Source organism: Marinifaba aquimaris (assembly GCF_013328345.1).
Lineage (GTDB): Bacteria > Pseudomonadota > Gammaproteobacteria > Enterobacterales > Alteromonadaceae > Marinifaba > Marinifaba aquimaris.
In genome coordinates this window covers 22,021-48,984 of record NZ_JABULX010000021.1, presented here as the reverse complement: position 1 = coordinate 48,984, position 26,964 = coordinate 22,021, and the positions used below count along the sequence as shown (strand labels likewise).

The 26,964-nt window shown below is 40.1% G+C and carries 23 protein-coding genes, 4 tRNA genes and 1 pseudogene; 8 read left to right on the top strand and 20 right to left on the bottom strand.

Annotation, left to right across the window (positions count from 1 at the left end):
* Positions 1–15 precede the first annotated feature (15 nt).
* From HR060_RS13275 to HR060_RS13255, 5 genes are all read right to left on the bottom strand, one after another.
* Positions 16–2,601, bottom strand: coding sequence for an Ig-like domain-containing protein (locus HR060_RS13275; protein WP_174200780.1), 2,586 nt, complete (start codon positions 2,599–2,601; stop codon positions 16–18).
* 217 nt (positions 2,602–2,818) lie between these two features.
* Positions 2,819–5,236: a DNA polymerase II gene (locus HR060_RS13270; RefSeq protein WP_174200779.1), complete on the bottom strand. Its 2,418-nt coding sequence runs from the start codon at positions 5,234–5,236 to the stop codon at positions 2,819–2,821.
* An 8-nt stretch (positions 5,237–5,244) separates the two neighbouring features.
* Positions 5,245–6,147: a hypothetical protein gene (locus tag HR060_RS13265; protein WP_174200778.1), complete on the bottom strand. Its 903-nt coding sequence runs from the start codon at positions 6,145–6,147 to the stop codon at positions 5,245–5,247.
* A 170-nt stretch (positions 6,148–6,317) separates the two neighbouring features.
* The gene (locus HR060_RS13260) at positions 6,318–6,743 is read right to left on the bottom strand and encodes a secondary thiamine-phosphate synthase enzyme YjbQ (RefSeq protein ID WP_174200777.1); all 426 of its coding nucleotides are present in this window, start codon (positions 6,741–6,743) and stop codon (positions 6,318–6,320) included.
* Positions 6,743–7,213 carry a chemotaxis protein CheX gene (locus tag HR060_RS13255; RefSeq protein ID WP_174200776.1) on the bottom strand — a complete coding sequence of 157 codons (471 nt, stop codon included), beginning with the start codon at positions 7,211–7,213 and terminating at the stop codon, positions 6,743–6,745. Before HR060_RS13255 ends, HR060_RS13260 begins: the two co-directional genes overlap by 1 nt.
* Before the next feature lie 229 nt (positions 7,214–7,442).
* Between HR060_RS13255 and HR060_RS13250 the strand changes: the two genes are divergently transcribed.
* Positions 7,443–7,715, top strand: coding sequence for a DUF1289 domain-containing protein (locus HR060_RS13250; protein WP_174200775.1), 273 nt, complete (start codon positions 7,443–7,445; stop codon positions 7,713–7,715).
* A gap of 6 nt (positions 7,716–7,721) precedes the next feature.
* Here HR060_RS13250 and HR060_RS13245 read toward each other — a convergent pair whose 3' ends face one another.
* The 4 genes from HR060_RS13245 to pspA form a co-directional block, all read right to left on the bottom strand.
* Positions 7,722–8,117 carry a hypothetical protein gene (locus HR060_RS13245; RefSeq protein WP_174200774.1) on the bottom strand — a complete coding sequence of 132 codons (396 nt, stop codon included), beginning with the start codon at positions 8,115–8,117 and terminating at the stop codon, positions 7,722–7,724.
* A gap of 72 nt (positions 8,118–8,189) precedes the next feature.
* A complete protein-coding gene (gene pspC, locus HR060_RS13240) occupies positions 8,190–8,594 on the bottom strand; it encodes an envelope stress response membrane protein PspC (protein WP_174200773.1) in 405 nt (134 codons plus the stop codon).
* 9 nt (positions 8,595–8,603) lie between these two features.
* Positions 8,604–8,840: an envelope stress response membrane protein PspB gene (gene pspB / locus HR060_RS13235; protein ID WP_174200772.1), complete on the bottom strand. Its 237-nt coding sequence runs from the start codon at positions 8,838–8,840 to the stop codon at positions 8,604–8,606.
* Positions 8,841–8,844: 4 nt separating this feature from the next.
* A complete protein-coding gene (gene pspA / locus HR060_RS13230) occupies positions 8,845–9,513 on the bottom strand; it encodes a phage shock protein PspA (protein WP_174200771.1) in 669 nt (222 codons plus the stop codon).
* Positions 9,514–9,709: 196 nt separating this feature from the next.
* On the opposite strand from pspA, the gene pspF reads away from it, so the two are divergent.
* The 6 genes from pspF to HR060_RS13200 are packed head-to-tail and all read left to right on the top strand — an operon-like array spanning position 9,710 to position 16,111.
* Positions 9,710–10,813 (top strand): phage shock protein operon transcriptional activator, encoded by a 1,104-nt coding sequence (gene pspF, locus HR060_RS13225; RefSeq protein WP_174200770.1) that lies wholly within the window; start codon positions 9,710–9,712, stop codon positions 10,811–10,813.
* A 5-nt stretch (positions 10,814–10,818) separates the two neighbouring features.
* Positions 10,819–12,429 (top strand): ABC transporter substrate-binding protein, encoded by a 1,611-nt coding sequence (locus tag HR060_RS13220; RefSeq protein WP_174200769.1) that lies wholly within the window; start codon positions 10,819–10,821, stop codon positions 12,427–12,429.
* Entirely contained in the window at positions 12,430–13,443 is a 1,014-nt protein-coding gene (locus HR060_RS13215; protein ID WP_174200768.1) for an ABC transporter permease, read from the top strand.
* Positions 13,444–13,445: 2 nt separating this feature from the next.
* A complete protein-coding gene (locus tag HR060_RS13210; RefSeq protein ID WP_174200767.1) occupies positions 13,446–14,333 on the top strand; it encodes an ABC transporter permease subunit in 888 nt (295 codons plus the stop codon).
* A 1-nt stretch (position 14,334) separates the two neighbouring features.
* Positions 14,335–15,336, top strand: a complete 1,002-nt coding sequence (locus tag HR060_RS13205) for an oligopeptide/dipeptide ABC transporter ATP-binding protein (protein WP_174200766.1) — start codon at positions 14,335–14,337, stop codon at positions 15,334–15,336.
* Positions 15,329–16,111: a peptide ABC transporter ATP-binding protein gene (locus tag HR060_RS13200; RefSeq protein ID WP_174200765.1), complete on the top strand. Its 783-nt coding sequence runs from the start codon at positions 15,329–15,331 to the stop codon at positions 16,109–16,111. The genes HR060_RS13205 and HR060_RS13200 overlap by 8 nt, the downstream gene beginning before the upstream one ends.
* Positions 16,112–16,176: 65 nt before the next feature.
* On the opposite strand, the gene HR060_RS13195 is transcribed toward HR060_RS13200, so the two are convergent.
* The 10 genes and pseudogenes from HR060_RS13195 to HR060_RS13150 form a co-directional block, all read right to left on the bottom strand.
* A complete protein-coding gene (locus HR060_RS13195; RefSeq protein WP_174200764.1) occupies positions 16,177–18,075 on the bottom strand; it encodes a SurA N-terminal domain-containing protein in 1,899 nt (632 codons plus the stop codon).
* A 187-nt stretch (positions 18,076–18,262) separates the two neighbouring features.
* Positions 18,263–18,544 (bottom strand): annotated as a pseudogene (locus HR060_RS13190) (HU family DNA-binding protein); the annotation flags it as partial.
* A 207-nt stretch (positions 18,545–18,751) separates the two neighbouring features.
* Positions 18,752–21,130 carry an endopeptidase La gene (lon, locus tag HR060_RS13185; RefSeq protein ID WP_174200762.1) on the bottom strand — a complete coding sequence of 793 codons (2,379 nt, stop codon included), beginning with the start codon at positions 21,128–21,130 and terminating at the stop codon, positions 18,752–18,754.
* A 145-nt stretch (positions 21,131–21,275) separates the two neighbouring features.
* A complete protein-coding gene (gene clpX / locus HR060_RS13180; protein ID WP_174200761.1) occupies positions 21,276–22,565 on the bottom strand; it encodes an ATP-dependent protease ATP-binding subunit ClpX in 1,290 nt (429 codons plus the stop codon).
* Between the two features lie 50 nt (positions 22,566–22,615).
* Positions 22,616–23,239, bottom strand: a complete 624-nt coding sequence (gene clpP / locus HR060_RS13175; protein WP_174200760.1) for an ATP-dependent Clp endopeptidase proteolytic subunit ClpP — start codon at positions 23,237–23,239, stop codon at positions 22,616–22,618.
* 99 nt (positions 23,240–23,338) lie between these two features.
* Complete coding sequence (gene tig, locus HR060_RS13170) at positions 23,339–24,637, bottom strand: trigger factor (protein ID WP_174200759.1); 1,299 nt, start codon at positions 24,635–24,637, stop codon at positions 23,339–23,341.
* A gap of 261 nt (positions 24,638–24,898) precedes the next feature.
* Positions 24,899–24,975, bottom strand: a tRNA-Pro gene (locus HR060_RS13165).
* Between the two features lie 4 nt (positions 24,976–24,979).
* Positions 24,980–25,055: transfer RNA gene (locus HR060_RS13160), tRNA-His, on the bottom strand.
* 16 nt (positions 25,056–25,071) lie between these two features.
* Positions 25,072–25,148: transfer RNA gene (locus HR060_RS13155), tRNA-Arg, on the bottom strand.
* A gap of 37 nt (positions 25,149–25,185) precedes the next feature.
* A tRNA-Pro gene (locus HR060_RS13150) sits at positions 25,186–25,262 on the bottom strand.
* 246 nt (positions 25,263–25,508) lie between these two features.
* Here HR060_RS13150 and folD point away from each other — a divergent pair.
* Positions 25,509–26,363, top strand: a complete 855-nt coding sequence (folD, locus tag HR060_RS13145) for a bifunctional methylenetetrahydrofolate dehydrogenase/methenyltetrahydrofolate cyclohydrolase FolD (protein ID WP_174200758.1) — start codon at positions 25,509–25,511, stop codon at positions 26,361–26,363.
* Positions 26,364–26,418: 55 nt separating this feature from the next.
* Here folD and HR060_RS13140 read toward each other — a convergent pair whose 3' ends face one another.
* Positions 26,419–26,892, bottom strand: a complete 474-nt coding sequence (locus HR060_RS13140; protein WP_174200757.1) for a DUF3016 domain-containing protein — start codon at positions 26,890–26,892, stop codon at positions 26,419–26,421.
* Positions 26,893–26,964: the final 72 nt, after the last annotated feature.

Below are 26,964 nucleotides of genomic sequence, written 5' to 3'. Positions count from 1 at the left end.
TGGGGAAGTGTGTCTTTACTTTTTAGGTAAAGTGTTAAGCTTCTCTTTAATTGGTTTAGAGAAGATGAAGCCATCGTAAATATCCCAGTTGATTGACCAAGTCATCACACCAGAGAAAGTCGGATAAGCTTCGTTCGGTACAATCTCGCCACACTTAGTTTTTGTTGTTAAACAATCAAGTGCATCGAAAATTGCTTGGTTCGTTGCTTGACCAGAACCTGCCGCCTTAGGGCCAGATGGTAAACCTAAAGATACTTGGTCTGGGCGAAGTGGTGCGAACATTGAGCCATCTGCTAATTCGAAACCTTCGATTAACATTTTAGCCGACGCCACCATCATATCTGTTGAACCGATTTGCGCGATTTGACCACCGTTATAAGGGTGCGGTAAACCACCGTTGTTGTATAACTGTACATGTAATAAATCTAACGTGTCACGCGTTGCATCGATAACCGGTACATATGCACCCCAGATACCTGAGTAAGCAATGTGGCCACCTTGAACATATGGATGCTCTGGTGCCATTGTTAAGTACATGTCACCGCCCATGTTCTGCTCGATTTGCATTAATGCACGACCTAAACGAGCTTGAATTTGCGTACCGTGAAGTAAGTTTGAGCCACTTTCTAAGTCAACATCAAGACCGTCGAAGCCCCACTCAGCGATAATATCCGTTAAGCTGTTAACGAAGTTAACTTCATCTGAGTCTGTGTTAAGTGTGATTGTACCTTCGGCACCACCTAGTGATAATACAATCTTCTTACCTTGTGCTTGTAAGTCTTTAACGTCTTGCTTGAATTTAGCAGGGTCGATTGCTTTACACGATGTGAATTGACCGCCAGCGTATAAGTTAAAGTGAACCGTACCGTTTGAGTTGCGATCGTTATCGGCAAAAGCAATATCGATAACATCCCAATCTGGAGAAATATCGCCTAAGTCAATTGGACAGCCCGCGCCATTTTCAAAGTTGTGCCAGTAACCTACTAATTTGTGCTCTGATAACACCACTTCTGAAACGCTAATTGTGCTACCTGCTGATGTAGACATATTGCCCATATCATCTGTCACTTTAGCTGTTACTGTGTAGCTACCTACTGCACTTGGTGTCCACTGTAAGCTGTATGGTTCTGACATATCTGAACCAACAACTTGACCGTTAACTAAGAATTCAACTTTAGTTACTGCACCCGCTACTGATGAAGCGTCTGCGGCAAATGTAACACTGTTACCTAAACCCACTTTCGAACCTGAGACTGGCGCTGTTAATGTAGCGACAACTGGCTCATCACTTACAGTTACAGAAACCGTTGATTCTACTTTGTTCTTCTCATCATCTTGTGCAACCGCTTTTAACTGAACGTTGCCTTTTGCTACTGGCGTCCAAGTTGTTGCGTAAGGCGCTGTTGTATCTACACCTAAGCTCACATTATCAGCGAAGAATTCAACCTCTGTTACCATGCCGTCAGCATCTGATGCATTGGCTGTGAATGCCACTTCAGTACCCGCTAGTAATACTGCGTTATCGCTAGGTGAAGTAATTGATACTTCTGGCTCAATTGTACATACGCCTAGACCTTCCCAAGCATCAGTCCAGTGTGCACCTACGCCCGGCTCATACGCCCATGCTGCATTTGATGAACACCAACCGCCAATCTTACATTCAAACTTCTCGTTGCCGTTTGATACTTGATCGCCAATGTTGTAGTTGCCGCCTACTTCATAAACTGGAACATCAGCACAGCCGCTGCCGCCACCTGTGCCATTGATAACTGAAACTGTGATTTCTGTGCTCAGTGTTACCGCACCTTTATCATCGGTAGCACGCGCTTGAATTGCATGGTCGCCTAATACTGCTGACCAAGTCACACTGTATGGCGCGTCAAAATCAGTTTCGATAAGCGCGTCATCAACGTAGAAATCAACTTTTTCAACAGTGCCATCGGCATCAGATGCATCTGCTTCTAAGAATGTTAAGAAACCTTCTTGGATTTCTTCACCGCGATTTGGTGATGTTAACGTTACTGTTGGTGGGATATTTTCTTGAGCTTGAGTAACAGTAAACTGACCTGTCACGTTTTGTGTTTCAGTCGTGCCGTCAAATGTTACCATCACTTCAACTGTGTGCTGACCAATACCAGTTGCCACAACATTAACAACTTCAGCTGTAGCTGCTTGACGAACCGTTACACCGTCAACCTTAACTTCATAGCTTGCTACCTCGTATGGACGAGAACCTGGTGCAGGATCAATCATATCAAGTACAGAAATTGCAACTTCTGTCCCCTCTTCTGCTGAAGCTGGCGTCAACATTAATTGGTATTGAGGTACGTAATAAGTAATATCTTGAGGGTCACAATCTACGATGTAATCCCATTCTTGCCAGTTACCAGAGTGAGCAGAAGGCTTGTTGCCACGAGTCCACCAGTTTGCTTCGTAAAGCTTGTTGAGTTCAACAGCTTGTTGGCCGCCTGTATAAACTTTATCGGCTTGCCATTCTTCTACACCTTCACATTGTGAAGCCATAGCAAAGGCCTGACTAGAAAACGCGGTCGTTGCTAATACCGCAGTTGAGATCAGTGTACGTTTAAAGTGAGTTTTCATAACATCTTCCTAGATAGAGAGTTAAGCAGCCAACTTCAGAGCAATGACGAACACGCTCACAGCTAATTGTTGTAATTATGTTAAGAAATATATACACAGATAAATGTTAATGCAATGTAAAATTAGAGATTATTTTTAACATTTTTAAGGCAGTAGATATATTTAGATAAGCTTGCTTAAGCCTAGGCTAGGTGAGTAAAGGCTTAGCTCAATATTGTTAAAATAAACTCAATTGTGGATTATTTATTTTTTCAAAATTTAAACCAATAAAGGGCAAAATACCTTCAGCTATGGGTTTAATTTGCTTATCGATATAGTGTTGGTAATCAAGTGGTGATTGGATAAATTGCTTTGGTTCCGGGCCATTCACAGTTAACACATATTGGATCCAAGCTTTGTTTTGATACTGCAGTGGTCTGCCCAATGCCGCATTATGCTCATCGGCAATGCGCGCAGCACGTACATGTGGAGGCACATTTTTAACATAAGAAGCGAGCTTTCTGCGCAAACGTTTTCGATAAACCAATAGCTTATCTTTTTGGCCACTTTGTAGCGCTTCTATCGTTTGCTGAATATAACTAATGGGATCATCGCCATCAAACACCAGCTGATAAAGTTTATTTTGAAACTCACGAGCCAGCTCTGTCCAATCAGAACGAACTGTCTCTAAACCTTTAAAAATAAGCTCTGTACTGCCATCTTGACTGAGCTTAGTACCGGCATAGCGCTTCTTACTTCCCTTCTCTGTACCGCGAATGGTTGGCATTAAAAATCGCTGAAAGTGGGTTTCAAATTCAATTTCTAACGCCGATTGTAAATTATCGTCGTCGTGTAACTTAACGCGCCAAAGTGTATTTATTTTATCTTGTAACTCGATACCAATAGCCGCAACTTCACTTTGCTCAATACCATCGAGCCAGACAAAGGTCGAGTCGGTATCGCCATAAATCACTTTATAGCCATCTTGCTCAATCCACTTAGCCGTTTGTTGCATAATTTGATGCCCACGAAGGGTAATCGAACTGGCCAAACGCGTATCATAAAAGCGGCACCCGCCCGATCCCAAAACACCATAAAATGAGTTCATAATGATTTTGATCGCTTGTGAGCGCGCCGAGTCTTTGTCTTTTTTCGCTTCATCTCGTTGTTGCCACAACGCAGTAATGATGTCTGGCAAAAAGTGCTGATCTCGAGAGAAATACGCATCTTTAAAACCTTCGATGGCTTTATCCGGCGCTTTTAAACCTTCAATTAACCCCATAGGATCAATTTTAAAGGTGCGAATAATAGACGGGTATAGACTTTTAAAGTCCAGCACAATTACATTTTCATAAAGCCCAGGTTGAGACTCCATCACATAACCACCTGGGTTAACTAAGCCTCCACCCGGCGGCAAGTTGGGCGCAACATAACCTGCGCGATGTAATTTTGGTAAATAAAGATTAGTAAACGCGGCAACTGAGCCACCAACTCTATCGAGTTCAAGTCCGGTTAGTTCACTGCGTAATAATAAGAAATCGAGTAATTTGGTGTGGACAAATATATCAGAGACTAATTGGCAATCTTCTAAGTTGTAGCGCGCTAGCTTAGTTTTATTGTGATGAAAATCATGGGTTATTTCATCCATTCTATTTTCATTATCATCCACTAATTTTCCCCGCCCCAATAGAGCATGGGCAACATTATCTAAAGCAAAGCTTTCGAAATGATAGGTAGCAACTTTTAGCGCATCGATACCGTCAATTACCACTCGCCCAGCAATACTGATAAACGACTGATTACTGTCATCTCTGGCTTGTCTCATCTTAGGTACAGAATTATCGCGCGCGATAGCTAGGCGAATACCCAAATACTCTGCTCTTTTAAGTAAGATACGACAGTCAAAATTAACCACATTCCAGCCAATTAATATATCAGGATCATTGAGCTGGATTTGAGCGATAAAAGCCGTTATTAACGCCTTTTCGTCTTGGCACCAGTGTATGTTGACATCATCACAAGGTTGCTCTTGGCCTACCATCAAAACTAAAGCGATATCACCTAGCTTACCTGTTCCTTGTATGCCAATTGAGTAAAGCTCACCATCATAAGCACATTCAATATCAATAGAGAGCACAGAAAGTGCAATACTGCCGCGTAATGATTCACTCGGTTTGAGTTGTGCTTGCTGTAAGGTTAAGTGACCAGGCTCAGATGATAGATAGCCAGTGCATTCGATATTTGAATAGATAAAGCGTTCCATTAAATAACGATCTGGTAGTCTAATATCCCCTTCTAACACCTCAATACCTGAAGCTTCTAACTCAGATATGGCAGCGTAGTGTTGCTTGAGGGATTGGAAATAAAACGCCACCACGTTTTGCTGATGAAAATCTTTTAACTGGAGGGCTTTTTCTTCATATTGAATATTGGCTTTTGCAAGCGTTCGGACAGCTTTATCCGCCTCTGACTCGATAACAAAAAACGTACTTTGCTGTTTGTTAACAACGAGCTTAATTGGACCTTGTTGGGTAGCTAACCAATAGTGGATTTGGTAGCGATTTTGACTATCAAAGCAATGGCGAGTTAGTAGGATACCTTGATAGTTTTGGCGCTCATTTGTTGAAAGCAGATGAGCACCATCAGATGTGTGCATGGCGCATGCTATTTTGGTGCTTGAGTTAACACATGAGGGTTAACCACAGTCCAGTTTTCTATTCTTGGGTTAATTACGCCCGCACTGCGATAAGCTTTTAATAATCGACCTGACGATTTTAATTTTTTCAAACCTTTGTTTAGCGCTTCAAAAACCTGTTTGCCATCTTTATGACTTTTCGACACGGCAAAGTGACGGCTATCCGGTAGCAATACTTTTAAATGTGGAATTGGCACTATTTTCATATTGTCCATAGTGATGGAGAAATCTTCTGCCGAGCTAACCGGTGCCAACATAAAGTCAACCATGCGGCGGTCAACTAATTTAACCATGTAATACCACTCGTCATAGGTCTCCAAGCCACCTAAATCAATTGACTGTAATGCGGCCCAGTCGGCAGACCATGAGCGATTCGATACAGCAGTCAATTCGGCTAAATCAGCTACATTGGCGCGCATCGCTTTTCGATTGTTTGGAGAGGTGTATAAACCTGCTGCAAATTGACCTTTTTCAATTGTAGGATCGGTAATGTATAACCAGTTGCTGTGGCCGCGGATATCATTAAACCAGACGGTTTCGGTTGACATTAAAAAGCGACCTTTAACGAGCTCGTGAATATTGCGGATATAAAATTTTGCTAAAGGCTGAAACATGACAGGTCGGTTTAACCCACCAAATTCTAGTGCTTGTTGGATAAGCACCATTTCAATGATCTCACGTTGACCCGCGTTATTGAGCAAAGAGAAGTCTGTGATATTAGCGATATCTTTGCCTTTAACAAAGTCTAGATAACTAATATAAATTGCTGAATCTTCTGGAAGTGTTCTGATCACAACGGGCTCTTTAGCTGCCTTGGCTGTCACAGAAAATAAAGAGATAAACAACAAAAAGGTTAAAGCAATTAATCTCATAAAACAGATAAAACCTTAAATCACAAACTCACTTACTATTCTTATACTAAAACAAATTTTCTTTGGATCGAGTATAGAGAAATGTAACTATTTATTATTATATAAAGTGTAGGAGAATTAGAATAATACTAATCTTAACCTGTAGCTAATTCAATTACTTACAGGCTAAGTTAACGTAGCTCGCCATTAAGCGTAACGATTATTTTTCTGCTTGATGCATAGTCCCTATGCTCTCCTAAATAGATACCTTGCCAAGTCCCCATTGCGAATCGACCATTGGCAACAGGTATAGATAAAGACACGCCCAACAAGCTCGATTTTATATGCGCTGGCATATCATCTGGCCCTTCATAGATGTGTTGGTAGTATGGTGCATTTTCAGGCACCATTTTATTGATATGTGCTTCGAAATCGCTTCTAACGGTAGGATCGGCATTCTCATTTAACGTCAGACTGGCTGATGTGTGCTGTAATAACAAATGAGCAATGCCAATTTTGTATTGCGAAAGTGCGGGTAATTGCTTAATTACCTCATTATCAACTAAGTGAAAACCTCTCTGCTTAGCTGATAAACTGATTTCAAACTGTTGCCACATTAGCTCGTTTTATCGAAACAAATTTCAATATGAGCAGAGCCTGCTTCAGCAGTAAATGGCATTAGTACTAAACCGCCTTCTGATTTGTGCGCAATAGTGTGGCCTTTACCTGCAACAACCATAGGCGTTGCCATATCGAACTCAAAACCTTTTTCGCCCAGCAAACGCTTTGCACCGCCAGCAACCATGTTAGTGATCTCACCAACCATGTCTGTAACTTCTTCGTTAATGTAATCTGGCTTTTCACCTAACATACGGCTCATGATTTCAAGTGCTAAAGATTCATCAAAAGTTATGGAAAAGGAACCTTTTGTCTGTGGACCAACCATACCAATTAGGCCTGAAACATCACCACGAGCAATTTCGTCTCTTTTTAAACGAGGTTTACCAGGTTTGAGATCTAACATCGCCATCGTACTCAGTACGTTTAACAGTGACGATAAAAATGGATTTACGAAATTCGCGTTCATAAATAGCCTTTAATTCAATAACATCTAGATAATAGCTGTTTGCATTGTAACGAATATCTAGGGTAAATAAATGAGAAAATAGTAAAAAAGCTCTTAATTTTCTGACCTTAATAACAATTATTTGGCATAAGCGCAGAATAAATATCCGAAAATAAGCTAAATAGTGACGCTAAGGTGCTGTAATTGCTAAACTTATAAAGAGCTTAGTTGAAGAATCCACTTTTGAATAATGCAACAAACAGAACTTTTTGATATTGACGCGAAAAATCCTTGTATTGGTGTTTGCCAATCAGGGAAGCGCGGTTATTGCAAAGGTTGTTTGAGAAGCAGAGAAGAAAGGTTTTACTGGGATAATCTAAGCCAAGGGCAGAAAATTAAAGTATTAACCCTGTGTGAGATGCGTAAAAAGAAATTGAACAACAAGAAGATGAAGCAAAAAGAAGCTGAGTTACTGGCCGAAATTAATGCATCGGCGCCAGAGCAACTGAGCTTCTTTGAGTAATAAGGTTTACTCTGTCTTACTAGTAATGGCATCTTTTAACTGTTTGACGAATTGGGCAGGAATACCAAAGCCACCGCCAACAAAAGCAAATGAGATCTCAACATCAGGATAAACGAGCTCGACAATTTGCCCGCCCTTCATCATCATCAAGTCTGTCGCACCAGTGCCTTTTAAGTATTCAGGACTATCAGAAATTAAAACGGTTTTGCCACCAGCAACTTGTTTAGAATCATAAACAATAAAGGCAAAGTCTTTTTCAACGACACTGTCTTCAATTTTACGAATAGGAATATAAAACTCAGCATTTAAAAATACAGGCCAAAAATCTTGCTCGGTCATTTCACCTTGCTGCATTTCCTGAACCTGTTGTTGAAAAAGAGTGAGTTGTGCTTGTTCAGTCATTGATGTACCCCAAAAAAATAAAGTCAGCGTTTTGCTGACTTTATCAAATTTGAGTGATGAACGCTGTATAAATTACAATCGGTCAATTTCTCGGGCAACGTTAAAGCGTCTTGAAGTAACATGCGTTTCTAAGCGTTGTAAACGTCTGTCCAGCTCGTCAAATGCACCTTTTACTTCAAAAAAAGCTTGTCTCGGTGGAGAGCCTGCTTGCCATACTTTAGATTTGATCTCTAAAGGGGCAGAGCTTTCGCGTTTGATGTTTTGACGCCATTTCGACTCAGCCGGTTTCTTGTCTAAAATAATCCAAGCTGCGATATAAGCGAAAAAGAACAAAGTACCCGATAAGAACAAACCACTTAAGGCGATAATTCTGACTAACCAAGTCTCCCAGCCCCAGTGATGAGCGATACCAGAACAGACACCAGCAATTTTGCAATCATCACTATCACGGTACAAAGTTGATTTTAAGTCACGCATCTACAACTCCTATTCTTTTTCTCGCCAATGAGGCGATTCGGTATCAAGAATTTTTTCCAAAGAATCTAATCTATCTGACATTTTTTCTGCTTTTGATGCCAATTCAAGTAATTGAGCTAATTCAGTTTCAGATAGGCCTTGGCTCACTTGACTCTTACTTCGGTAATGGAAAAATAACCAAAACGGAGCAACAAAAATCAAAAATATGATAATCGGTGCAACAAGAATCCCAACGACGTCTTCCATCTAATTATTCCTTATCTTTTTTAGCGACTTTCGCTTTTAATGCAGCTAATTCGTCATCAACTTTACTTGATGCTTCTAGTTCGGCGAATTCATCAGCCAAGCTTTTATTGCCTAAGTCATAACTTTCGACATCAGCTTCTAATTCATCAATTTTTCGCTCGTAATGTTCAAAGCGATTGAGCGTGTCGTTTAATTTACCCGAATCAATTTGCTTTTTAACATCTAAACGAGAGCTCATTGTTTTGCGCTTTAATGCCAGTGCTTGTTTTCTATTTTTAGCATCAATAAGCTTTTCTTGCAGTTGAGCAATTTCGTCCTGTAAACGGTCAATCTGCTCATCTAATAATGTTAATTCTGCTGCTAAGCTTTCTGCTTGCTCTTCTAACTGACTTTTTTCAATAAGTGCCGCTCTTGCTAAATCATCGCGCCCTTTACTGATGGCCAATTCTGCTTTATCTGCCCAGCTTTCGATTTCTTTTTTCAAGCGGGCCAAACGGCGAGTGAGTTCTTTTTTATCGGCTAAAGTTCTTGCTGAAGAAGAACGCACTTCAATTAATGTGTCTTCCATTTCTTGAATGATTAAACGCACCATTTTTTCAGGATCTTCAGCCTTATCAAGCAGCGCGGTAATGTTAGAATTAACAATGTCTGCAAAGCGTGAAAAAATACCCATAATACATCTCTCTCTTTAAATAAGTTGGTTACAATTAACCTATCCGACACTTAAATTGTTATCAGGAACTATGCCAACCTGTTAAAAAACAATTAAATCATTGATTTTTAAGGATTTAAAAATTAAATAGCAAAATAATCAAAAGCGATTAAAATAAGAAAAATAACCAACAAATAGTTTTTTTGACCAAAAAAAGATGAATTCCACAAACACTAGAGATAACCTACTCGGCCAATCTAATCACTTCTTGGCTGTACTTGACCAAGTATCCCGTTTAGCACCTTTGCATAAGCCAGTTTTGATCATTGGTGAGCGCGGAACAGGTAAAGAACTCATTGCAGCTCGATTGCATTATTTATCTGAGCGCTGGCAGCAAAATTACCTCAGTCTTAATTGTGCAGCTTTGAATGAGAACTTGCTTGAAAGTGAACTATTCGGTCATGAATCGGGCGCCTTCACAGGTGCCAGCAAGCGTCATGAAGGGCGCTTTGAAAGAGCCAACGGTGGTACTTTATTTCTTGATGAGTTAGCTAACACCTCATCTTTAGTTCAAGAAAAGTTACTTAGAGTCATTGAGTACGGTGAATTTGAACGTGTTGGTGGGGCTAAAACGGTAAAAGTGGATACACGGTTAATTGCTGCGACAAACGAGGACTTACCTTCTTTAGTTGAACAAGGCCGATTTAGAGCGGACTTACTCGATCGATTAGCATTTGAGGTGATTACACTGCCCCCACTCAGAGAAAGACAAGAAGATATTTTAATGCTTGCCGATTACTTTGCAGTGAATATGGCCAAAGAACTTGAGTTCGAATTTTTCTCTGGATTTAGTGAAAAAGCCAAACGCACCTTACTCAATTATGCCTGGCCTGGCAACATTCGTGAACTCAAAAATGTCATCGAGCGAAGCTTGTACCGACTGCAATCACCTCACTCTCCGATACGCGATGTTATTTTAGACCCTTTTGCGTCACCTTTCAGACCAACGGCTCAATCTTTAAAGACAACAGCAAGTAGCACTCATGCAGCAACTCAGGACATTAAAGAAGAGGAATCTAGCGAAGAAAATGAAGAAAAACACATTCAAACGCCAGTAATTCATGCTGCAGATCAAATAAATTTAACATTTCCGCTCAATTTTAAACAAAAATCTCAAAATTTTGAGATTCAAATGCTTAAAAAAGCGTTAGAATCTGCACAGTTCAACCAGAAAAAAACGGCTGAGCTACTGGGGGTCACTTATCACCAGTTAAGAGGCTACCTAAAAAAATATAATTTGTTGGATCAGGACAAACAATAAAAACAATGCGCCAACTGTTTTACACATTATCAATGCTCTGTTCTATTGCTGTGATGCTTGGGTGTCAAAAGCAAGAATCTGGCGTGCTCAAACAAGGTGTCGTTTATTGTTCAGAAGGCAACCCTGAAAGCTTCAATCCTCAATTGACCAATTCTGCCACAACACTTGATGCAACCGCCAGACAGCTTTACAACACACTCATTAAGTTTGATGAGGAAGATGGCAGTATCACCCATGATTTGGCCAGTTATTGGCAAGTATCAGAAGACGGCTTACACTATACTTTCCAATTAAGACGAGGGGTTCAGTTTCACCGCACACCTTATTTTATCCCTACTCGAGAGTTTAATGCTGACGACGTGTTATTTTCTTTTAATCGCTGGCGATTAAAGGATCACCCTTTTCACGATACTGGCGGCGGTATTTATCCCTTCTTTGATAGTGTTAACTTAGGCGAAAATATTGCTGATATCGTCAAGGTTTCTGATTACGTTGTCCGCTTTGAATTAAACCAAGCCGATCACAGCTTCATTCATCAACTCGCCAGTGATTATTCAATCATCTTATCTGAACAGTATGGTACTCAGCTTGAAGTACTGAATGAATTTGACGATATCGACAATTACCCAATAGGTACCGGGCCTTATCACTTTGTAAAGTATCAAAAAGATGCTTATATCAGGTATTACGCCAACCCTAATTACTGGGAAGGTAAACCGAAAATCAAACAATTGGTTTTCGATATAACGACTCAAAGCTCTACCCGCTTAGCTAAAATCTTGACTCAATCTTGTGATGTCATTGCTTATCCTGTTTCAAGTGAAATGGCCATTCTTGAGCAATCAGAAGAAATAGAAGTACAAGCGCAACCGGCTATGAACACCGCTTTTTGGGCGTTTAATACCATCAAACCACCATTTGATAACCCAAAAGTTAGGTTAGCTTTATCGATGGCCGTTGATAAAGATTCAATTATGCAAGCGGTCTACTATGGCACAGCATTCCCTGCAAATGGCTTGCTACCACCTTTATCTTGGGCGTATAACCCCAAGGTCAAAAATCCAAAGTACAACCCAGCAATGGCTCAAAACCTGTTGCGTGAAGCAGGTGTACCCTTTGGTTTCACAATGAATATTTGGGCAATGCCAACTGAGCGACCATACAACCCCAATGCGCTAAAAATGGCAGAGTTGATCAGCCAAGACCTTGAACAAATTGGTATTAAGGTTAATGTGGTTAGTTTTGAATGGACAACGTTCAGACGCGCTTTATCTGAAAGTAAACACGATACGGTATTAATTGGTTGGTCTGCTGATACGCCAGATCCAGATAGTTTCTTTAGCCCAATATTGAGCTGCTCTGCTACCATAGTAGGCGCAAATCGTTCAGTTTGGTGTAATCAAGAATTTGACGACCAAATTCGTCTGGCTTTAAACGCTAAAGACCAAAGAGCACGCCGAAAGCACTACCATAAAGCTCAAGAAATTCTCCGTGAAGAAATGCCAATTTTACCAATTGCCCATTCGATGCGATTTCAAGCTAAGAGCACGCGTGTAACCAATTTGAATTTTAGTCCTTATTCTGGGATTAATTTTGCCAAAGTGGAGAAGCACTAAATGTTTGCATTTCTTTTACGTCGCTTTAATTTAATGCTATCCACTTTATTCATCATCAGCTTGATAGGTTTTTCACTGGGACATTTATTTCCAGGCGATCCGGTTGAAAACTATAGTGGTATCAAAGAGTTCACTTATTCTGAATACATCGCCTTAACAGAAGCTTATAAAGTTGATGAAAACTTAGTCGTGCAATATTGGGCGTATATCCAACGTACCTTTTCTGGTGATCTGGGTTTATCTTTAAACTCCCAAACCCCGGTACTTGATGAGATAAAGCAAGTACTACCTGCCACAGTAGAGCTAAGTGTCTACGCTTTATTAATCGCTATTTTTATCGGTATTCCATTAGGCATATTGGCAGGCATTAAACATAAAAAGCCAACAGACAATGTACTTTATTCATTTTCGATTGTTGCCAATTCAATTCCTATTTTCTGGCTCGGTTTACTGTTTATCCTGTTTTTGTCATTGAATTTTAAACTCTTGCCAATGTCTGGCAGACATCACTTATTGTACGAAATACCAAATATCACAGGCTTTGTATTGCTCGATACTTTGTTATTGCAAGCAGACTACAAATGGTTAGCATTAAAAGATGCCATGTCGCACTTAATTCTACCAACACTAACTTTGGCTATGGTTCCCATTACTTTGTTTTTGACCATAACCCGCTCATCTGTTATCCAGGTCATGCAAACCAGTTATGTTAAAGCCGCAAAAACAAAAGGCTTATCTAACTGGAAATTGATTAGAAAACACATTTTGCGTAACGCCTTGTTACCCGTGCTACCGCAAATAGCCCTAACATTGAACACGCTAATGACAAGTGCGATGATTACAGAAGTTATTTTCAGTTGGCCAGGCATAGGAAATTGGCTAATAGAGGCGATTTATCAACGAGACTATCCAGCCATCCAAGCAGGACTAATTGTAGTAGCAACTTTTGTTATGTTTATGCACATTATCGTTGATGTACTGCATACCGTACTTAATCCATTGATTAGGAAGTAGTTATGGCTCAGTCGATATACAATGAAACGCACTTTCCTACTCCGCTGTCGCAAATATGGCGAAACTTCAGAAACAACCACATAGCTTGGATATCACTGTGGATAGTGATGGTTTTCACAGTGATTGCGATTTTAGCGCCAATCTTAGCTCCCTATTCCCCTTATTATCAAAACCCTGATCAAATGTTAGTACCACCTAGTTGGAACGCTAATGGCGATGCTGACTACTTGTTAGGCACTGATGATTTAGGAAGAGATTTTTTATCGCGTTTATTGCACGGTACTCAACTAACCTTTGGAAGCGCAATTATTGTATCGCTTTGTGCAATGCTAACGGGTAGTACATTAGGTGCTATGGCTGGTATGAGCAGAGGCTTTAAATCAAGCTTATTCAACCACTTACTCGACTCAATTTTATCCATTCCCTCTTTGTTACTAGCAATTGTCATTGTGGCAATATTAGGCCAAGGTTTAGAGAATGCAGTCTGGGCCGTATTTCTCGCTCTGGTGCCCCACTTTATTCACCATACACGAAATGCTATTCGCCAAGAACTCAGAAAAGAATACATTATTGCTGCACGGTTAGATGGTGCCAACGATTGGCAAATACTAACGCGTTCAGTTTTACCTAATATCCTAGATGTTGTGGTCATTCAATTTGCCTTTGCACTATCAACTGCCATGCTTGATATCGCTGCACTCGGTTTCTTAGGCCTAGGTGCCGACCCCTCAACACCCGAATGGGGAGCCTTACTGCACGAAGGTATCGATTTGCTTTATCGAGCATCATGGCTTGTTACCCTACCAGGGGTATTTATGTTCATGTGCTTATTAAGTGTTAATATTATCGGCCACAGCCTGCGCCGAGCGATTAAGTTCCGGACTCAATAGTATGCCTTTATTAGATATTCGCAACTTAACCGTTTCTTTGGAAAATGAATATCGCACTATTAATGCGATAGATAAAATGAGCCTAACGCTCAGAAATGGCAGTATTCATGGCTTAGTCGGTGAGTCTGGATCGGGAAAAACACTCGTCGCAAAAGCTATTATGGGTTTGCTAGATGGAGAATGGTCGGTTAAAGCCGATCGCTTATTCTGGCAAGATCAGGACTTACTGCGAATGTCGGATGAACAGCGCCAAGCTATCATCCACAGAGACATCGCCATGATTTTCCAAGAACCATCTCGCAGTCTTGATCCTACAGCACCAATTATTGAACAAATAGAAGAAGTCATCCCAAGCTCGGAATTGCCTAATTCATTTTGGGGGCGACGACAAGCTCGCCACAAGCACGCTGAGGGCCTACTTAAAAAAGTTGGAATTAAAAGCTACCAAAGATGTTTGAGTAGCTACCCTCACGAGCTCTCTGAAGGGTTATGCCAGAAGGTTATGATAGCAATGGCTATTGCCCGTAATCCGAAATTACTGATTGCTGATGAGCCAACAGATGCAATGGAAAGTACAACAAAAGTTCAAATCATGCGTCTGCTGCAAAAGCTCAATGAAAGTAAAGACATGTCTATCTTACTTATCAGCCATGATTTAAACGCCATTGCCAATTGGTCAGATGATATCAGTATTTTATACGCTGGCCAGAGTGTTGAGTCAGGTACTAAAAAAGCGATTTTAAAACGTCCATTGCACCCTTACACTCAAATCCTGTTTCAAAATATCAAAAAGTTTAGTGAGCCAGGTGCACACAAATCGCCTTTATTTGCTTTAGAAGGTACAACACCTCCTGTTCAACACCTTCCTATAGGTTGCCGATTGGGGCCTCGCTGCCCTAAAGCTCAGAAACAATGTGTTAAAACACCAAAAGCCAAAAAGCTGCATGGCCACATTTACCATTGCCATTTTCCTGTAAACATGGAGCGAAAAGGCAATGAATAAGACACTGCTCGAAGTTATCGACTTATCAAAAAGTTATACCAAACGCTCTTTTTGGAAAAAAGAAAGCAGTGTTGCTCTTGAAAAAATTAGCTTCAGCCTAGATAAATTCGAGACTTTAGCGATTGTTGGTGATAGTGGCTCAGGAAAATCAACCTTAGCGAAACTGCTCGCAGGGGCAGAAAATGCGACAACGGGCAGTGTCATTCTCAATGGTAAAAAGCTAGATATGACGAATTTACGTCATCATTCTCGCCATATAAGAATGATTTTTCAAGACCCAGCAACCTCACTCAACCCGAGTTTACCAATTGGCAAAACACTTGAAGAGCCATTAAAACTCAATACTTTGATGTCTGCAAAAGAGCGTGAAGAAAAAGTAAAAAAAATTCTTAACCGTGTAGGCCTTTTAGCTGATTATGCTTGGTATTACCCACATATGCTGTCGAGTGGTCAAAAACAGCGTGTAGCACTTGCACGAGCACTTATTCTTGACCCTCAAATCATAGTTGCAGATAAACCCTTTGCTGCGATGGACCCATCAACGCGATCACAAATGGTAAACCTGTTTTTAGAATTACAACAAACCTTTGGTTTGGCATATATCTTTGTATCTCACAACCTGCAAATTGTGCAACACATCAGTGATAAAGTGTTTGTGATGGATAGCGGAAAGATTGTTGAGCGAGGAAACACTCAAGAGGTATTTGCCAACCCAAGACACACAGCTACCCGCAAGCTGCTATACAGTCAGCAAATGCTAAAAGAAATTAAATAATTTTAGATTCCTAGTAAAAACAAAAAAGGCCGCTAAATGCGGCCTTTTTTAATATTGATTGGCAATTATTGCTCAGCCTCAGCTTGATTAACCTTTACGATTTCAGCGCTGTCTTTTAATGACGCGATGAATGCGCGGTAAGAAGCATCGGCATAAGCCGCTTGTAAACGCTGTGTGATAGACCCATCAGCAACTACCGCTTGATCCGTTACTTTATCAAGGCGAACAATTGCAACTTGTTGGTTTACATCTAACCATGTTGCACTAACTTCACCCTCTACTGGTTTCGCTAAAGAAAACGCTTGTTCACGAACAGCTGATGGCATATCACCTGCATCGCGACCAATTGCTTCAACAGACTTTAACACAGCGCCTTTTTCAGCAAGAGCTTCAGTTACATCTTCACCAGCAGACCATTTAGCAAGTACACCTTGTGCCCATTCTTGCGCGGCTTTTGTTGCTTGTTCACGAGTAACAGCAGCTTCTACTTGTGGTTTTACTTCATCTAATGTTTGAGTACGAGCAGCTTTATAATCATTTGCACGAACAACAATCATGTGATCAGCAGATAACTCAATCACCTCTGAGTTGTAACCGTCTTTAGCCACTTCTTCAGAAAATGCAGCGTTCAGCACTAATGCATTAGAAACGGCAATAGGTGCGTTGTTACGATTGAATAACTCAGTTGTCTTAACTTCAATACCTACTTCAGCAGCTGCATCGTCAAGTGAATCAGATACTTCAAAAACTAAATCAGCAATAACTTGCTGCTTTTCACCAAATAAGATGTTCGCTTTTTCACGTTTAATTTTATCAGCGATTTCATCTTTCACTTCAGCAAAGCTCTTAACCGCTTGTGCTTCTACGTCCGTTAATTTGATAATATGGAAACCAAAATCAGTTTGAACAAGCTCAGAAACATCACCTTTATTCGCTAAACTAAATGCCGCTTCTTCAAACTCAGGTGCCATAACACCTTTAGCAAAGAAATCTAAATCACCGCCATTTTCACCAGAAAACGTATCTGTTGAATGCGCTTTGGCAAGTTCAGCAAAATCTGCTCCAGCTTTGATTTGCGCAAGTAAGTCTTCAGCTTTTACTTTTGCTTCATCTTCGCCTGATGAAAAATCGATTAAGATATGCGAAGCACGACGACGCTCTTCAGAAGTGTAAGCTGCTTTATTGCTTTCATAGTCAGACTCTAGCTCAGCATCAGTAACATCAACGCCTGCCATTAAATCTTCAACTCTCAACTCAATGTATGCTAAAGCCACTTCTTCTTGAGTTTCATAACGAGCAATATTCTGTTGATAGAAAGCTTCTAGTTGAGATGCTTCAACTCTCACGTCAGCTTTGAATTGTTCAACATTAGCTGTAGCGTAAGTAAAGTCACGCGTTTGAGACATTAAGCTTTGATAAGCATCAGACTCTGACGGTAAAGAGAACTCAGAAGCCGTTAATGCTTGTAATAGTTGAGAACGCGTCATATCCGCACGTAATGTTTCACGGAAAGTCGATGCTTGGTAACCTGCACGCGTAATGGTTTGTAAGAATAATGAGTTATCAAATTTACCATCGATGTGGAATGCAGGCATTGCAAAGATAGCTTCTTTGATTTCTTCGTCACTAACACGAAGACTCAAATTTTTCGCAGCTTGATCCGTTAACTCTTGATTAATTAGTTTCTCTAATACACTGTCACGGAAATTACGCATGTACTCAGGGTTTGCAGCCAATTGTGAAAACATTTGACCATACTGAGATTCCATACGGTTTCTTTCGCTCTCTAACGCTTGAACGAAATCTCTTTGAGATACTTCTTCGCCATTAACTTCAGCCGCTGCAATGTCACCACGCATATTGATATATGAACCAACACCAGCAAATGCGAAACTCGCGATAACTAAGCCTAATATGGCTTTGGCAGCAACACCTTGGCTACCTTCACGGATTCTTTCTAACATGATTTTCTCGAATAGTTATTTTATTTTGTTGCGCGATATTGTAACCATCGGCCTAAGACTTGACTAGGTTTGAGGCACCTTTATTTATAATAATTATGGGTGCTTTAGAAGTTTTTGTTGCGCTTTAAATGAAACAGGCTTTGGGTATTAGCCAAAGCCTGTTGAATTAATCAATCACAAATAAAGATTAGCTGTTTACAGCATCTTTTAAAGCTTTACCTGGCTTGAATGCAGGAATATTAGCTTTAGCAATTTGGATAGTCTCACCTGTTTGTGGATTACGGCCAGAACGAGCAGCACGCTCACGTACAGAGAAAGTACCAAAACCAACTAATGCAACTTGATCATCTTCCTTTAAAGCATCAGTTACCGCTTCAATTAAAGAATCTAATGCACGTCCTGCAGCTGCTTTAGAAATATCCGCGCCGCCAGCAATTTTATCGATAAGTTGAGACTTGTTCACTTTATCATCCCCTTGATTGTTATTATATGTCGCTTAAGCTGACGTAATGCCTTGTTAAGCGTTTCGTCAAAATTTATATCAGTCTTAGAAGCAGTATTCAAGCTTGTTTTACGCTTAAAAGCAAAAAAAGTGTTTTTTTTTACTTTTCTGTAGCCCTTGTCACAAAAGGGCTACAGAACGCTAACCCTGAATTTAGCAAAAATCAAGCTTTCTTTAATCAGATTTTTTTTCTAAGTCATCTTGATTTACAGGTTCAAAACCTTCTGGATTTTCCTGTAGCGCTAACTCTAAAACTTCGTCAATCCACTTAACCGGGTGAATAGCCAGATCAGCTTTAACGTTATCTGGAATCTCTTTTAAATCGCGTTCATTATCTTTTGGAATAATGACCGTTTTAATACCACCGCGATGTGCAGCTAATAGCTTTTCTTTTAAACCGCCAATAGCCAGCACTTCACCACGTAATGTGATTTCACCTGTCATTGCTACATCACAACGCACAGGATTCCCCGTTAAACTTGAAACTAAGGCAGTACACATTGCAATACCCGCGCTAGGCCCATCTTTAGGTGTAGCACCTTCTGGTACGTGGATGTGAATATCGCGCTTAGCGTGAAACTCTGGGTTAATTCTCAGCTTTTCAGCTCGAGAACGCACAACCGTCATAGCCGCTTGTATAGACTCTTGCATTACATCGCCTAACGAACCTGTTGCCGTTGTTTTGCCTTTACCCATTACTGAGGCCGTTTCAATGGTAAGTAAGTCACCGCCAACTTGTGTCCAAGCTAAACCTGTCACTTGACCAATCTGGTTATTGTTATCAGCTTTACCATAATCAAAACGTTGAACACCAAGGAAGTCATTTAGGTTTTCACCATCAATCGTGACTTTCTTAATCTTCTTATCGAGTAGGATGTTTTTAACTGCTTTGCGGCACAGCTTTGAAATTTCTCGTTCAAGACTACGTACACCGGCTTCACGAGTGTAATAACGGATAATGCCTAAAATTGCTGATTCAGTAACATCAATTTCTGCTTCTTTTAAACCATTGCGTTTGATCTGCTTTGGTAGTAAATAACGCGTAGCAATATTTAACTTTTCATCTTCTGTGTAACCCGATAAACGAATAACTTCCATACGATCTAATAATGGACCAGGAATATTCATACTGTTACTTGTTGCCACAAACATCACATCAGATAAGTCGTAGTCAACTTCTAAGTAGTGATCGGCAAAGCTATCATTTTGCTCAGGATCGAGCACTTCTAATAATGCAGAAGCAGGATCACCACGCATGTCCGAAGACATTTTGTCGATTTCATCAAGTAAGAATAATGGATTTTTAACCCCCACTTTAGACATATTTTGAATCAACTTACCTGGCATAGAGCCTATGTATGTTCTGCGGTGACCACGAATCTCAGCTTCGTCACGTACACCACCTAGTGCCATACGAACATATTTACGACCGGTTGCCTTAGCAATAGATTGGCCTAAAGACGTTTTACCAACACCTGGAGGGCCTACTAAACACAAGATAGGACCTTTAACCTTACTAATACGGCTCTGTACTGCAAGATACTCGATAATGCGTTCTTTCACTTTATCTAAACCAAAGTGATCAGAATCAAGGATCTCCTGAGCTTTTGGTAAGTCTTTCTTAACTTTAGAACGCTTAACCCAAGGTACATTGATCATCCAATCGATGTAGCTTCGAACGACAGTTGCTTCTGCTGACATCTGAGACATCATTTTAAGTTTCTGTAATTCTGCAGTTGCTTTTTCTTCTGCCTCTTTTGGCATCTTAGCGTCTTTGATTTTTTGTGCTAACGTCTCAAACTCATCTGGCTGGCCTTCTTCCATTTCACCGAGTTCTTTTTGAATTGCTTTCATTTGCTCATTCAAATAATACTCACGTTGGCTCTTTTCCATCTGCTTTTTGACACGGGTACGAATTTTTTTCTCGACTTGTAATAAATCGATTTCGCCTTCCATTAATGCCATTAAAAACTCTAAACGCTCACTGACGTCTAAAATCTCTAGTACACTCTGCTTATCTTCCAGCTTTAATGGCATATGAGCAGCCATGGTGTCAGCTAAACGTGCAGGTTCGTCAATTCCATTTAATGAAGTCAGCACTTCTGGTGGAATTTTTTTGTTGAGCTTTACATAACCTTCAAATTGAGAAATTGCAGAACGAATTAAGATCTCTTGCTCGCGCTCATCGATTTCTTCAATACTCAACATTTCGATATCAGCGACAAAATGCTGTTCAGTATCGGTGAAATCTTGAATACTCGCCCTTTGATTACCTTCAACCAAAACTTTAACCGTACCATCAGGTAATTTGAGTAACTGAAGAATAGTGGCAACGGTACCGATTGGGTACAGATCGTCTTTTGTTGGATCGTCAATTGATGCATCTTTTTGCGCAACGAGGAAAATTTGTTTTTCATTTTCCATAGCCGCTTCAAGACAACGAATAGATTTTTCTCTTCCCACAAATAATGGGATCACCATATGCGGGTAAACAACCACATCACGTAGTGCTAAAACTGGGATATTTATTTGGCCAGAATTTTCTTGTGTCATGTTTCGGGCTCTCTTTTTTGGCAAGAAATTAAATGTGCATTGAATTTATATGGGGATTGAGTAATTCAGATCAATGCTTATTTTCAATAAGTTAGCGGTAAATATAAAAAAAGCGAGCTATTGCTCGCTTTTTATTCTAGAAAGATTATTCCGAAGCAGCTTGTGCTTGCTCAGGATTATCGTAAATTAGGATTGGTTTCGATTCGCCACCAATAACTGTTTCATCAATGACCACTTTGCTAACATTTTCCATGTTAGGTAAATCATACATAGTATCTAACAAAACATTCTCAACGATTGAGCGAAGTCCACGTGCACCTGTCTTACGCTCCATTGCTTTTCTGGCAATTGCGCGTAATGCATCTTCTCTAAACTCAAGTTCAACACCTTCCATTTCCAGAAGGGCCCCGTATTGTTTAGTCAGTGCGTTTTTAGGCTCGCGTAAGATTTGCAATAAGGCATCTTCATCAAGTTCGGTCAATGTTGCAACAACAGGCAAACGACCAATGAACTCAGGAATTAAGCCATATTTAACTAAATCTTCCGGTTCAACATCTAAGAAAGTATCAGACAATGAACGCTCTTCGTCTTTACTGCGAACTTCAGCGCCAAAACCAATACCAACATTAGTTGCAGTTCTTTGCTCGATAACTTTATCTAAGCCAGCAAATGCACCGCCACAGATGAATAAGATTTTAGACGTATCAACTTGCAAAAACTCTTGCTGAGGATGTTTGCGACCACCTTGAGGAGGAACAGAAGCAATTGTACCTTCAACGAGTTTTAATAATGCTTGTTGTACACCTTCACCAGACACATCACGTGTGATTGAAGGGTTATCAGATTTTCTTGAAATCTTGTCAATTTCATCGATGTAAACAATGCCACGTTGTGCTTTTTCTACATCGTAATCGCATTTTTGTAATAGCTTTTGAATGATGTTCTCTACATCTTCACCAACATAACCGGCTTCAGTTAATGTAGTTGCATCAGCCATAGTGAATGGCACATCTAATAAACGAGCCATTGTTTCTGCAAGGAGTGTTTTACCACTACCAGTCGGACCAATAAGTAGGATATTACTTTTACCTAACTCTACGCCCGATGCTGTTACATCACCTTTGCGAAGACGTTTGTAGTGATTATAAACAGCAACAGCTAAAACCTTTTTTGCCACTTCTTGACCAATTACATAGTCGTCTAAGTGAGCATGGATTTCACTTGGCGTTGGTAATTTATCGCCTTCTTGCTTAGGTGCGATTTCTTTTATTTCTTCACGGATGATGTCGTTACATAACTCAACACATTCATCACAAATAAAAACAGATGGCCCAGCAATTAACTTTCTGACTTCGTGTTGGCTTTTACCACAAAACGAGCAATACAATAACTTGCCATTGCCGTCTGAGTTTTCACCTTTTGGGGTATCTGTCATCTAGCTACCTTTGAACTTACTCTAACTAAACTAAAGTTTAGTCAATTTTTTTACTTATTTAAATCATGATTACGATGCGTTAACACATCATCAATCAAACCATATTCCTTGGCTTCAGCTGCACTTAAGAAATTGTCTCGGTCTGTGTCATCACAAACTTTGTCGTAATCTTGTCCAGTGTGCTCAGCTAATAATCGATTTAGCTTTTCTTTTATACTTAATATCTCTTTAGCATGGATCTCAAAATCAGATGCTTGACCTTGGAAACCACCTAAAGGTTGGTGAATCATTACACGAGAATTCGGTAAACAGAAACGCTTACCAGGCTCGCCTGCAGATAATAAAAACGCGCCCATACTTGCAGCTTGACCGATACAAACTGTTGATACATTTGGTTTAATAAACTTCATCGTATCGTAGATAGCCATACCTGCAGTCACAGAACCACCAGGAGAATTGATATATAAATAAATATCTTTATCTGGGTTCTCTGACTCTAAGAATAATAATTGAGCAACAATTAAGTTAGCCATGTGATCTTCAACTTGACCACATAAAAAGATGACACGTTCTTTTAATAAACGAGAATAAATGTCAAATGAGCGTTCACCTTTTGCGGTTTGCTCGATGACCATTGGGACCAATGCATTAAGCGGGTCGAAATTCGTTTGCATTGTGGAAAATTCCTTTACTCAAATAAAAATGGCTTGAATGCGAACATTCAAGCCATTAAAACAAGCATTAAGGTAATTCGTCAATGTAAATTAATCGAATTAACCTTGTTTATTCATAATATCGTCAAAAGACTTAGTTACTTCAGTGATTTGAGCTTGCTCAAGTACGAAGTCTACTGCTTGTTCTTCAACTGCAACGTTACGAATGTTGTTTAACATTTCTTCATTGCCTTTGTAGTAGTTGATTACTTCAGTTGGATCTTCGTATGCAGAAGCCATATCAGCGATTAACGCATCAACTTTTTCGTCATCTGCTTTGATTTCGTTAGCTTTAACGATTTCAGATAAAATTAAACCAGTCTTAACGCGACGTGTTGCATTCTCTTCAAATAAAGCAGCTGGTAATTCAGGCGCTTTAGAAGCATCACCACCAAAACGTTGTAATGCTTGTTGACGTAACGCTTCTACTTCTTGGTCGATTAATGCTTTTGGTAATTCAACTTCAACCGCATCAACAACTGCAGAGATAGCAGCTTGTTTATTCGTATTCTTAACAGCGTTTGTTAATTCACGTTCCATGTTTTTGCGAACTTCTGCTTTAAGCGCATCAACACCACCTTCTTCAACACCGAATAACTTAGTAAATTCTTCGTTGATTTCAGGTAAAGTTAAACCTTGAACGTTAGTGATTGTTACTTTGAATACTGCATCTTTACCTTTAAGGTTTTCTGCTTGGTAATCTTCAGGGAAAGTAACTTCTAAATCGAATTCTTCATCACGTTTTTGACCGATGATACCCTTCTCGAAACCTGGGATCATGCTGTTAGAACCTAATTCAAGGTCGAAACCTTCAGCTTTACCGCCTTCGAACTCTTCACCGTCGATAGAACCAACAAAGTTAATTGTTACTTTGTCGCCTTTCTTAGGCATACGCTTAACGTCTTTCCACTCACCGTGTTGCTTCTGAAGCGTTTCAAGCATGTTGTCAAGGTCAGCATCTTCAACTGAAGCAGAAACTGCTTCAACTTCTAATTTGTCTAAACCTTCAACCGTTACTTCTGGGTAAACTTCAAAAGTTGCAGTGAAAGAGAAATCTTCACCCGCTTTTAAGTTGTCGATTTCAATTTGAGGTGCACCAGCTGGTGTTAACTTCTCTTGAATAACAGCTTGATAGAAGTTTTGTTGCATTACTTCATTTGCAACGTCTTGACGTACAGCTGCGCCGTAACGCTTTTCGATAACTTTTACTGGTACTTTACCAGGACGGAAACCATCGATACGTTGTGTTTTAGATAAGCGGCGTAATTGCTCTGTAACTTTTTTATCAACATTGTCCGCTGGAACAGTAACTTTAACTCGGCGTTCTAAACCTTGAGTTGTTTCAACTGAAACTTGCATTTTTCTACCTCAAAATTTCTAAGCGATGATTCGCTTAATGATCCTTTCGGGTGTGTCACACCCTTATTTTTAAAACAACTTACCAGTTTCTCATTTCGTGATCTTACGACCGTTATAGCCACTGATAAAAATTCGATTAATAAAATGACGCGGCATTATAGCGGTGAGTTAAGCGATAGTCGAGTAAGGATTGAGAGATAGTAGAAAAATGATCTATCAATTCGTTTGAGGATAATAAAAAAAAGAATATAAGAAAGAAGGTGGTCGGTGATGCAGGATTTGAACCTGCGACCCCTTGGACCCAAACCAAGTGCGCTACCAAACTGCGCTAATCACCGATAGTGGGGTGGCTGACGAGACTTGAACTCGCGACAACCGGAATCACAATCCGGGGCTCTACCGACTGAGCTACAGCCACCACGTAGAAGAAAGAATGGCACGTCCTGTAGGATTCGAACCTACGACCCACGCCTTAGAAGGGCGTTGCTCTATCCAGCTGAGCTAAGGACGCATATTCTTGCTATGCCTAAAGGCAATCCTAAAGAAAGTGGTCGGTGATGCAGGATTTGAACCTGCGACCCCTTGGACCCAAACCAAGTGCGCTACCAAACTGCGCTAATCACCGACATTTGCTTTTGAGGTCTGCCTCAACTGCGGGGCGCATATTACTGATACTTATGGGGCGGGTCAAACGTTTTTTTCAGTTTTTTTTCAGTTTTTTCATGTTTTTTTTGAAATGCATATTTCTTAAACATTTATTGAATACAGATTAGCTTTTATCACAGTAAATAACAGATTGAATATGATTTTGTAATCATGAGACAATACTTCGCAGTATATATTAGTGATTTTTTAAAAGGTTAACTCCACTATGTCCGCAACGCTTATTGATGGCAAACAAATAGCCCAACAAGTAAAAAACAATGTAAAAGAAAAAGTAGCGACTCGTATTGCAGCTGGAAAGCGAGCGCCAGGTTTAGCAGTGGTATTAGTGGGAGCCGATCCCGCTTCTCAAGTATATGTAGGTAGTAAGCGTAAATCGTGTGAAGAAGTGGGTTTCATCTCTAAATCTTTCGACTTACCGGCTGATACTACACAAGAGAAACTTTTCGAGTTAATCGACCAACTCAACGCCGATAATGAAATAGACGGTATTTTAGTACAATTCCCACTACCTGAAGGTTTAGATCAAACCAGTGTTATCGAGCGAATCTTGCCTGAAAAAGACGTAGATGGTTTCCATCCTTATAATGTGGGCAGACTTTCTCAACGTATCCCAGCTCTTCGCCCTTGCACACCAAAAGGCGTTATCACTTTACTAGAGTCTACAGGTGTTGACCTTCACGGTTTGGATGCCGTAATAGTAGGTGCATCTAATATTGTAGGTCGTCCTATGGCACTTGAGCTTCTGTTAGCAGGTTGTACAACAACAGTATGCCATCGCTTCACTAAAGATTTAGAAGCGCATGTCCGCCGTGCAGATTTAGTTGTTGTTGCTGTCGGTAAACCTGAATTTATTCCTGGTGAATGGATCAAAGAAGGCGCGATGGTGATTGATGTTGGTATTAACCGTTTAGATACTGGAAAGTTAGTCGGTGACGTTGGTTTTGCAGCAGCAGAGCAATCTGCTAGTTATATTACACCTGTACCAGGTGGTGTTGGTCCAATGACAGTAGCCACTTTAATAGAGAATACACTTGCCGCTTGTGAAGCAAGAGAAGGCTAAGGCTAAAACTAAAATACTAAGAAAAAGCCGAATCACTGATTCGGCTTTTTTGTCTTTATTGGAAAGTTTTCTTGAACCACTTTTTTAACAGCGCTTTTTCATAGTAGAAAGTATCTTTTAATCGCATACTCGATGCAGTTGGGCTAAAGCCTTTATCACTCAGTTGAACTTGTTCTTGTGCAATGAGCTTTTCTCCCTCGTACAAAGCATACGTTAAATTAATTTTGGCAGGTTTGGCCTGATTAATTATTCTTACTCTATCTGGTAATAGTCTTGGATCATTCCAACCCGCTAAATCAATATTAGTAAATTCAATTTTAAGCGTTTGGGTTTCAGGCAATTTAACAGCCCACTTGTGTAATTCTTCAGACCATTCTTTTTTTATAAAAGCATTAAATTTCTGCTGCGTGCGAATATCGTCTCTTTTAACATCGGTAAAGCTTTCAAAGTCTTGCCACTTTATATCTAGCTTTGCAGCTTGAGATAGAGGTGCGACCAATAATCCTAACACTAATAAAAGCTGTTTCATCTGCCACCTATTGTTTTTAACAACCTATCATTACTTTATATACGCAATATAACTTAAAAACGTTGTAATAAA

Bases quoted from the DNA above. Each gene is read 5' to 3' on its own strand.
- HR060_RS13275 (WP_174200780.1), bottom strand. From the start codon at position 2,601: ATGAAAACTCACTTTAAACGTACACTGATCTCAACTGCGGTATTAGCA.
- HR060_RS13270 (WP_174200779.1), bottom strand. From the start codon at position 5,236: ATGCACACATCTGATGGTGCTCATCTGCTTTCAACAAATGAGCGCCAA.
- HR060_RS13265 (WP_174200778.1), bottom strand. From the start codon at position 6,147: ATGAGATTAATTGCTTTAACCTTTTTGTTGTTTATCTCTTTATTTTCT.
- HR060_RS13260 (WP_174200777.1), bottom strand. From the start codon at position 6,743: ATGTGGCAACAGTTTGAAATCAGTTTATCAGCTAAGCAGAGAGGTTTT.
- HR060_RS13255 (WP_174200776.1), bottom strand. From the start codon at position 7,213: ATGAACGCGAATTTCGTAAATCCATTTTTATCGTCACTGTTAAACGTA.
- HR060_RS13250 (WP_174200775.1), top strand. From the start codon at position 7,443: ATGCAACAAACAGAACTTTTTGATATTGACGCGAAAAATCCTTGTATT.
- HR060_RS13245 (WP_174200774.1), bottom strand. From the start codon at position 8,117: ATGACTGAACAAGCACAACTCACTCTTTTTCAACAACAGGTTCAGGAA.
- pspC (WP_174200773.1), bottom strand. From the start codon at position 8,594: ATGCGTGACTTAAAATCAACTTTGTACCGTGATAGTGATGATTGCAAA.
- pspB (WP_174200772.1), bottom strand. From the start codon at position 8,840: ATGGAAGACGTCGTTGGGATTCTTGTTGCACCGATTATCATATTTTTG.
- pspA (WP_174200771.1), bottom strand. From the start codon at position 9,513: ATGGGTATTTTTTCACGCTTTGCAGACATTGTTAATTCTAACATTACC.
- pspF (WP_174200770.1), top strand. From the start codon at position 9,710: ATGAATTCCACAAACACTAGAGATAACCTACTCGGCCAATCTAATCAC.
- HR060_RS13220 (WP_174200769.1), top strand. From the start codon at position 10,819: ATGCGCCAACTGTTTTACACATTATCAATGCTCTGTTCTATTGCTGTG.
- HR060_RS13215 (WP_174200768.1), top strand. From the start codon at position 12,430: ATGTTTGCATTTCTTTTACGTCGCTTTAATTTAATGCTATCCACTTTA.
- HR060_RS13210 (WP_174200767.1), top strand. From the start codon at position 13,446: ATGGCTCAGTCGATATACAATGAAACGCACTTTCCTACTCCGCTGTCG.
- HR060_RS13205 (WP_174200766.1), top strand. From the start codon at position 14,335: ATGCCTTTATTAGATATTCGCAACTTAACCGTTTCTTTGGAAAATGAA.
- HR060_RS13200 (WP_174200765.1), top strand. From the start codon at position 15,329: ATGAATAAGACACTGCTCGAAGTTATCGACTTATCAAAAAGTTATACC.
- HR060_RS13195 (WP_174200764.1), bottom strand. From the start codon at position 18,075: ATGTTAGAAAGAATCCGTGAAGGTAGCCAAGGTGTTGCTGCCAAAGCC.
- lon (WP_174200762.1), bottom strand. From the start codon at position 21,130: ATGACACAAGAAAATTCTGGCCAAATAAATATCCCAGTTTTAGCACTA.
- clpX (WP_174200761.1), bottom strand. From the start codon at position 22,565: ATGACAGATACCCCAAAAGGTGAAAACTCAGACGGCAATGGCAAGTTA.
- clpP (WP_174200760.1), bottom strand. From the start codon at position 23,239: ATGCAAACGAATTTCGACCCGCTTAATGCATTGGTCCCAATGGTCATC.
- tig (WP_174200759.1), bottom strand. From the start codon at position 24,637: ATGCAAGTTTCAGTTGAAACAACTCAAGGTTTAGAACGCCGAGTTAAA.
- folD (WP_174200758.1), top strand. From the start codon at position 25,509: ATGTCCGCAACGCTTATTGATGGCAAACAAATAGCCCAACAAGTAAAA.
- HR060_RS13140 (WP_174200757.1), bottom strand. From the start codon at position 26,892: ATGAAACAGCTTTTATTAGTGTTAGGATTATTGGTCGCACCTCTATCT.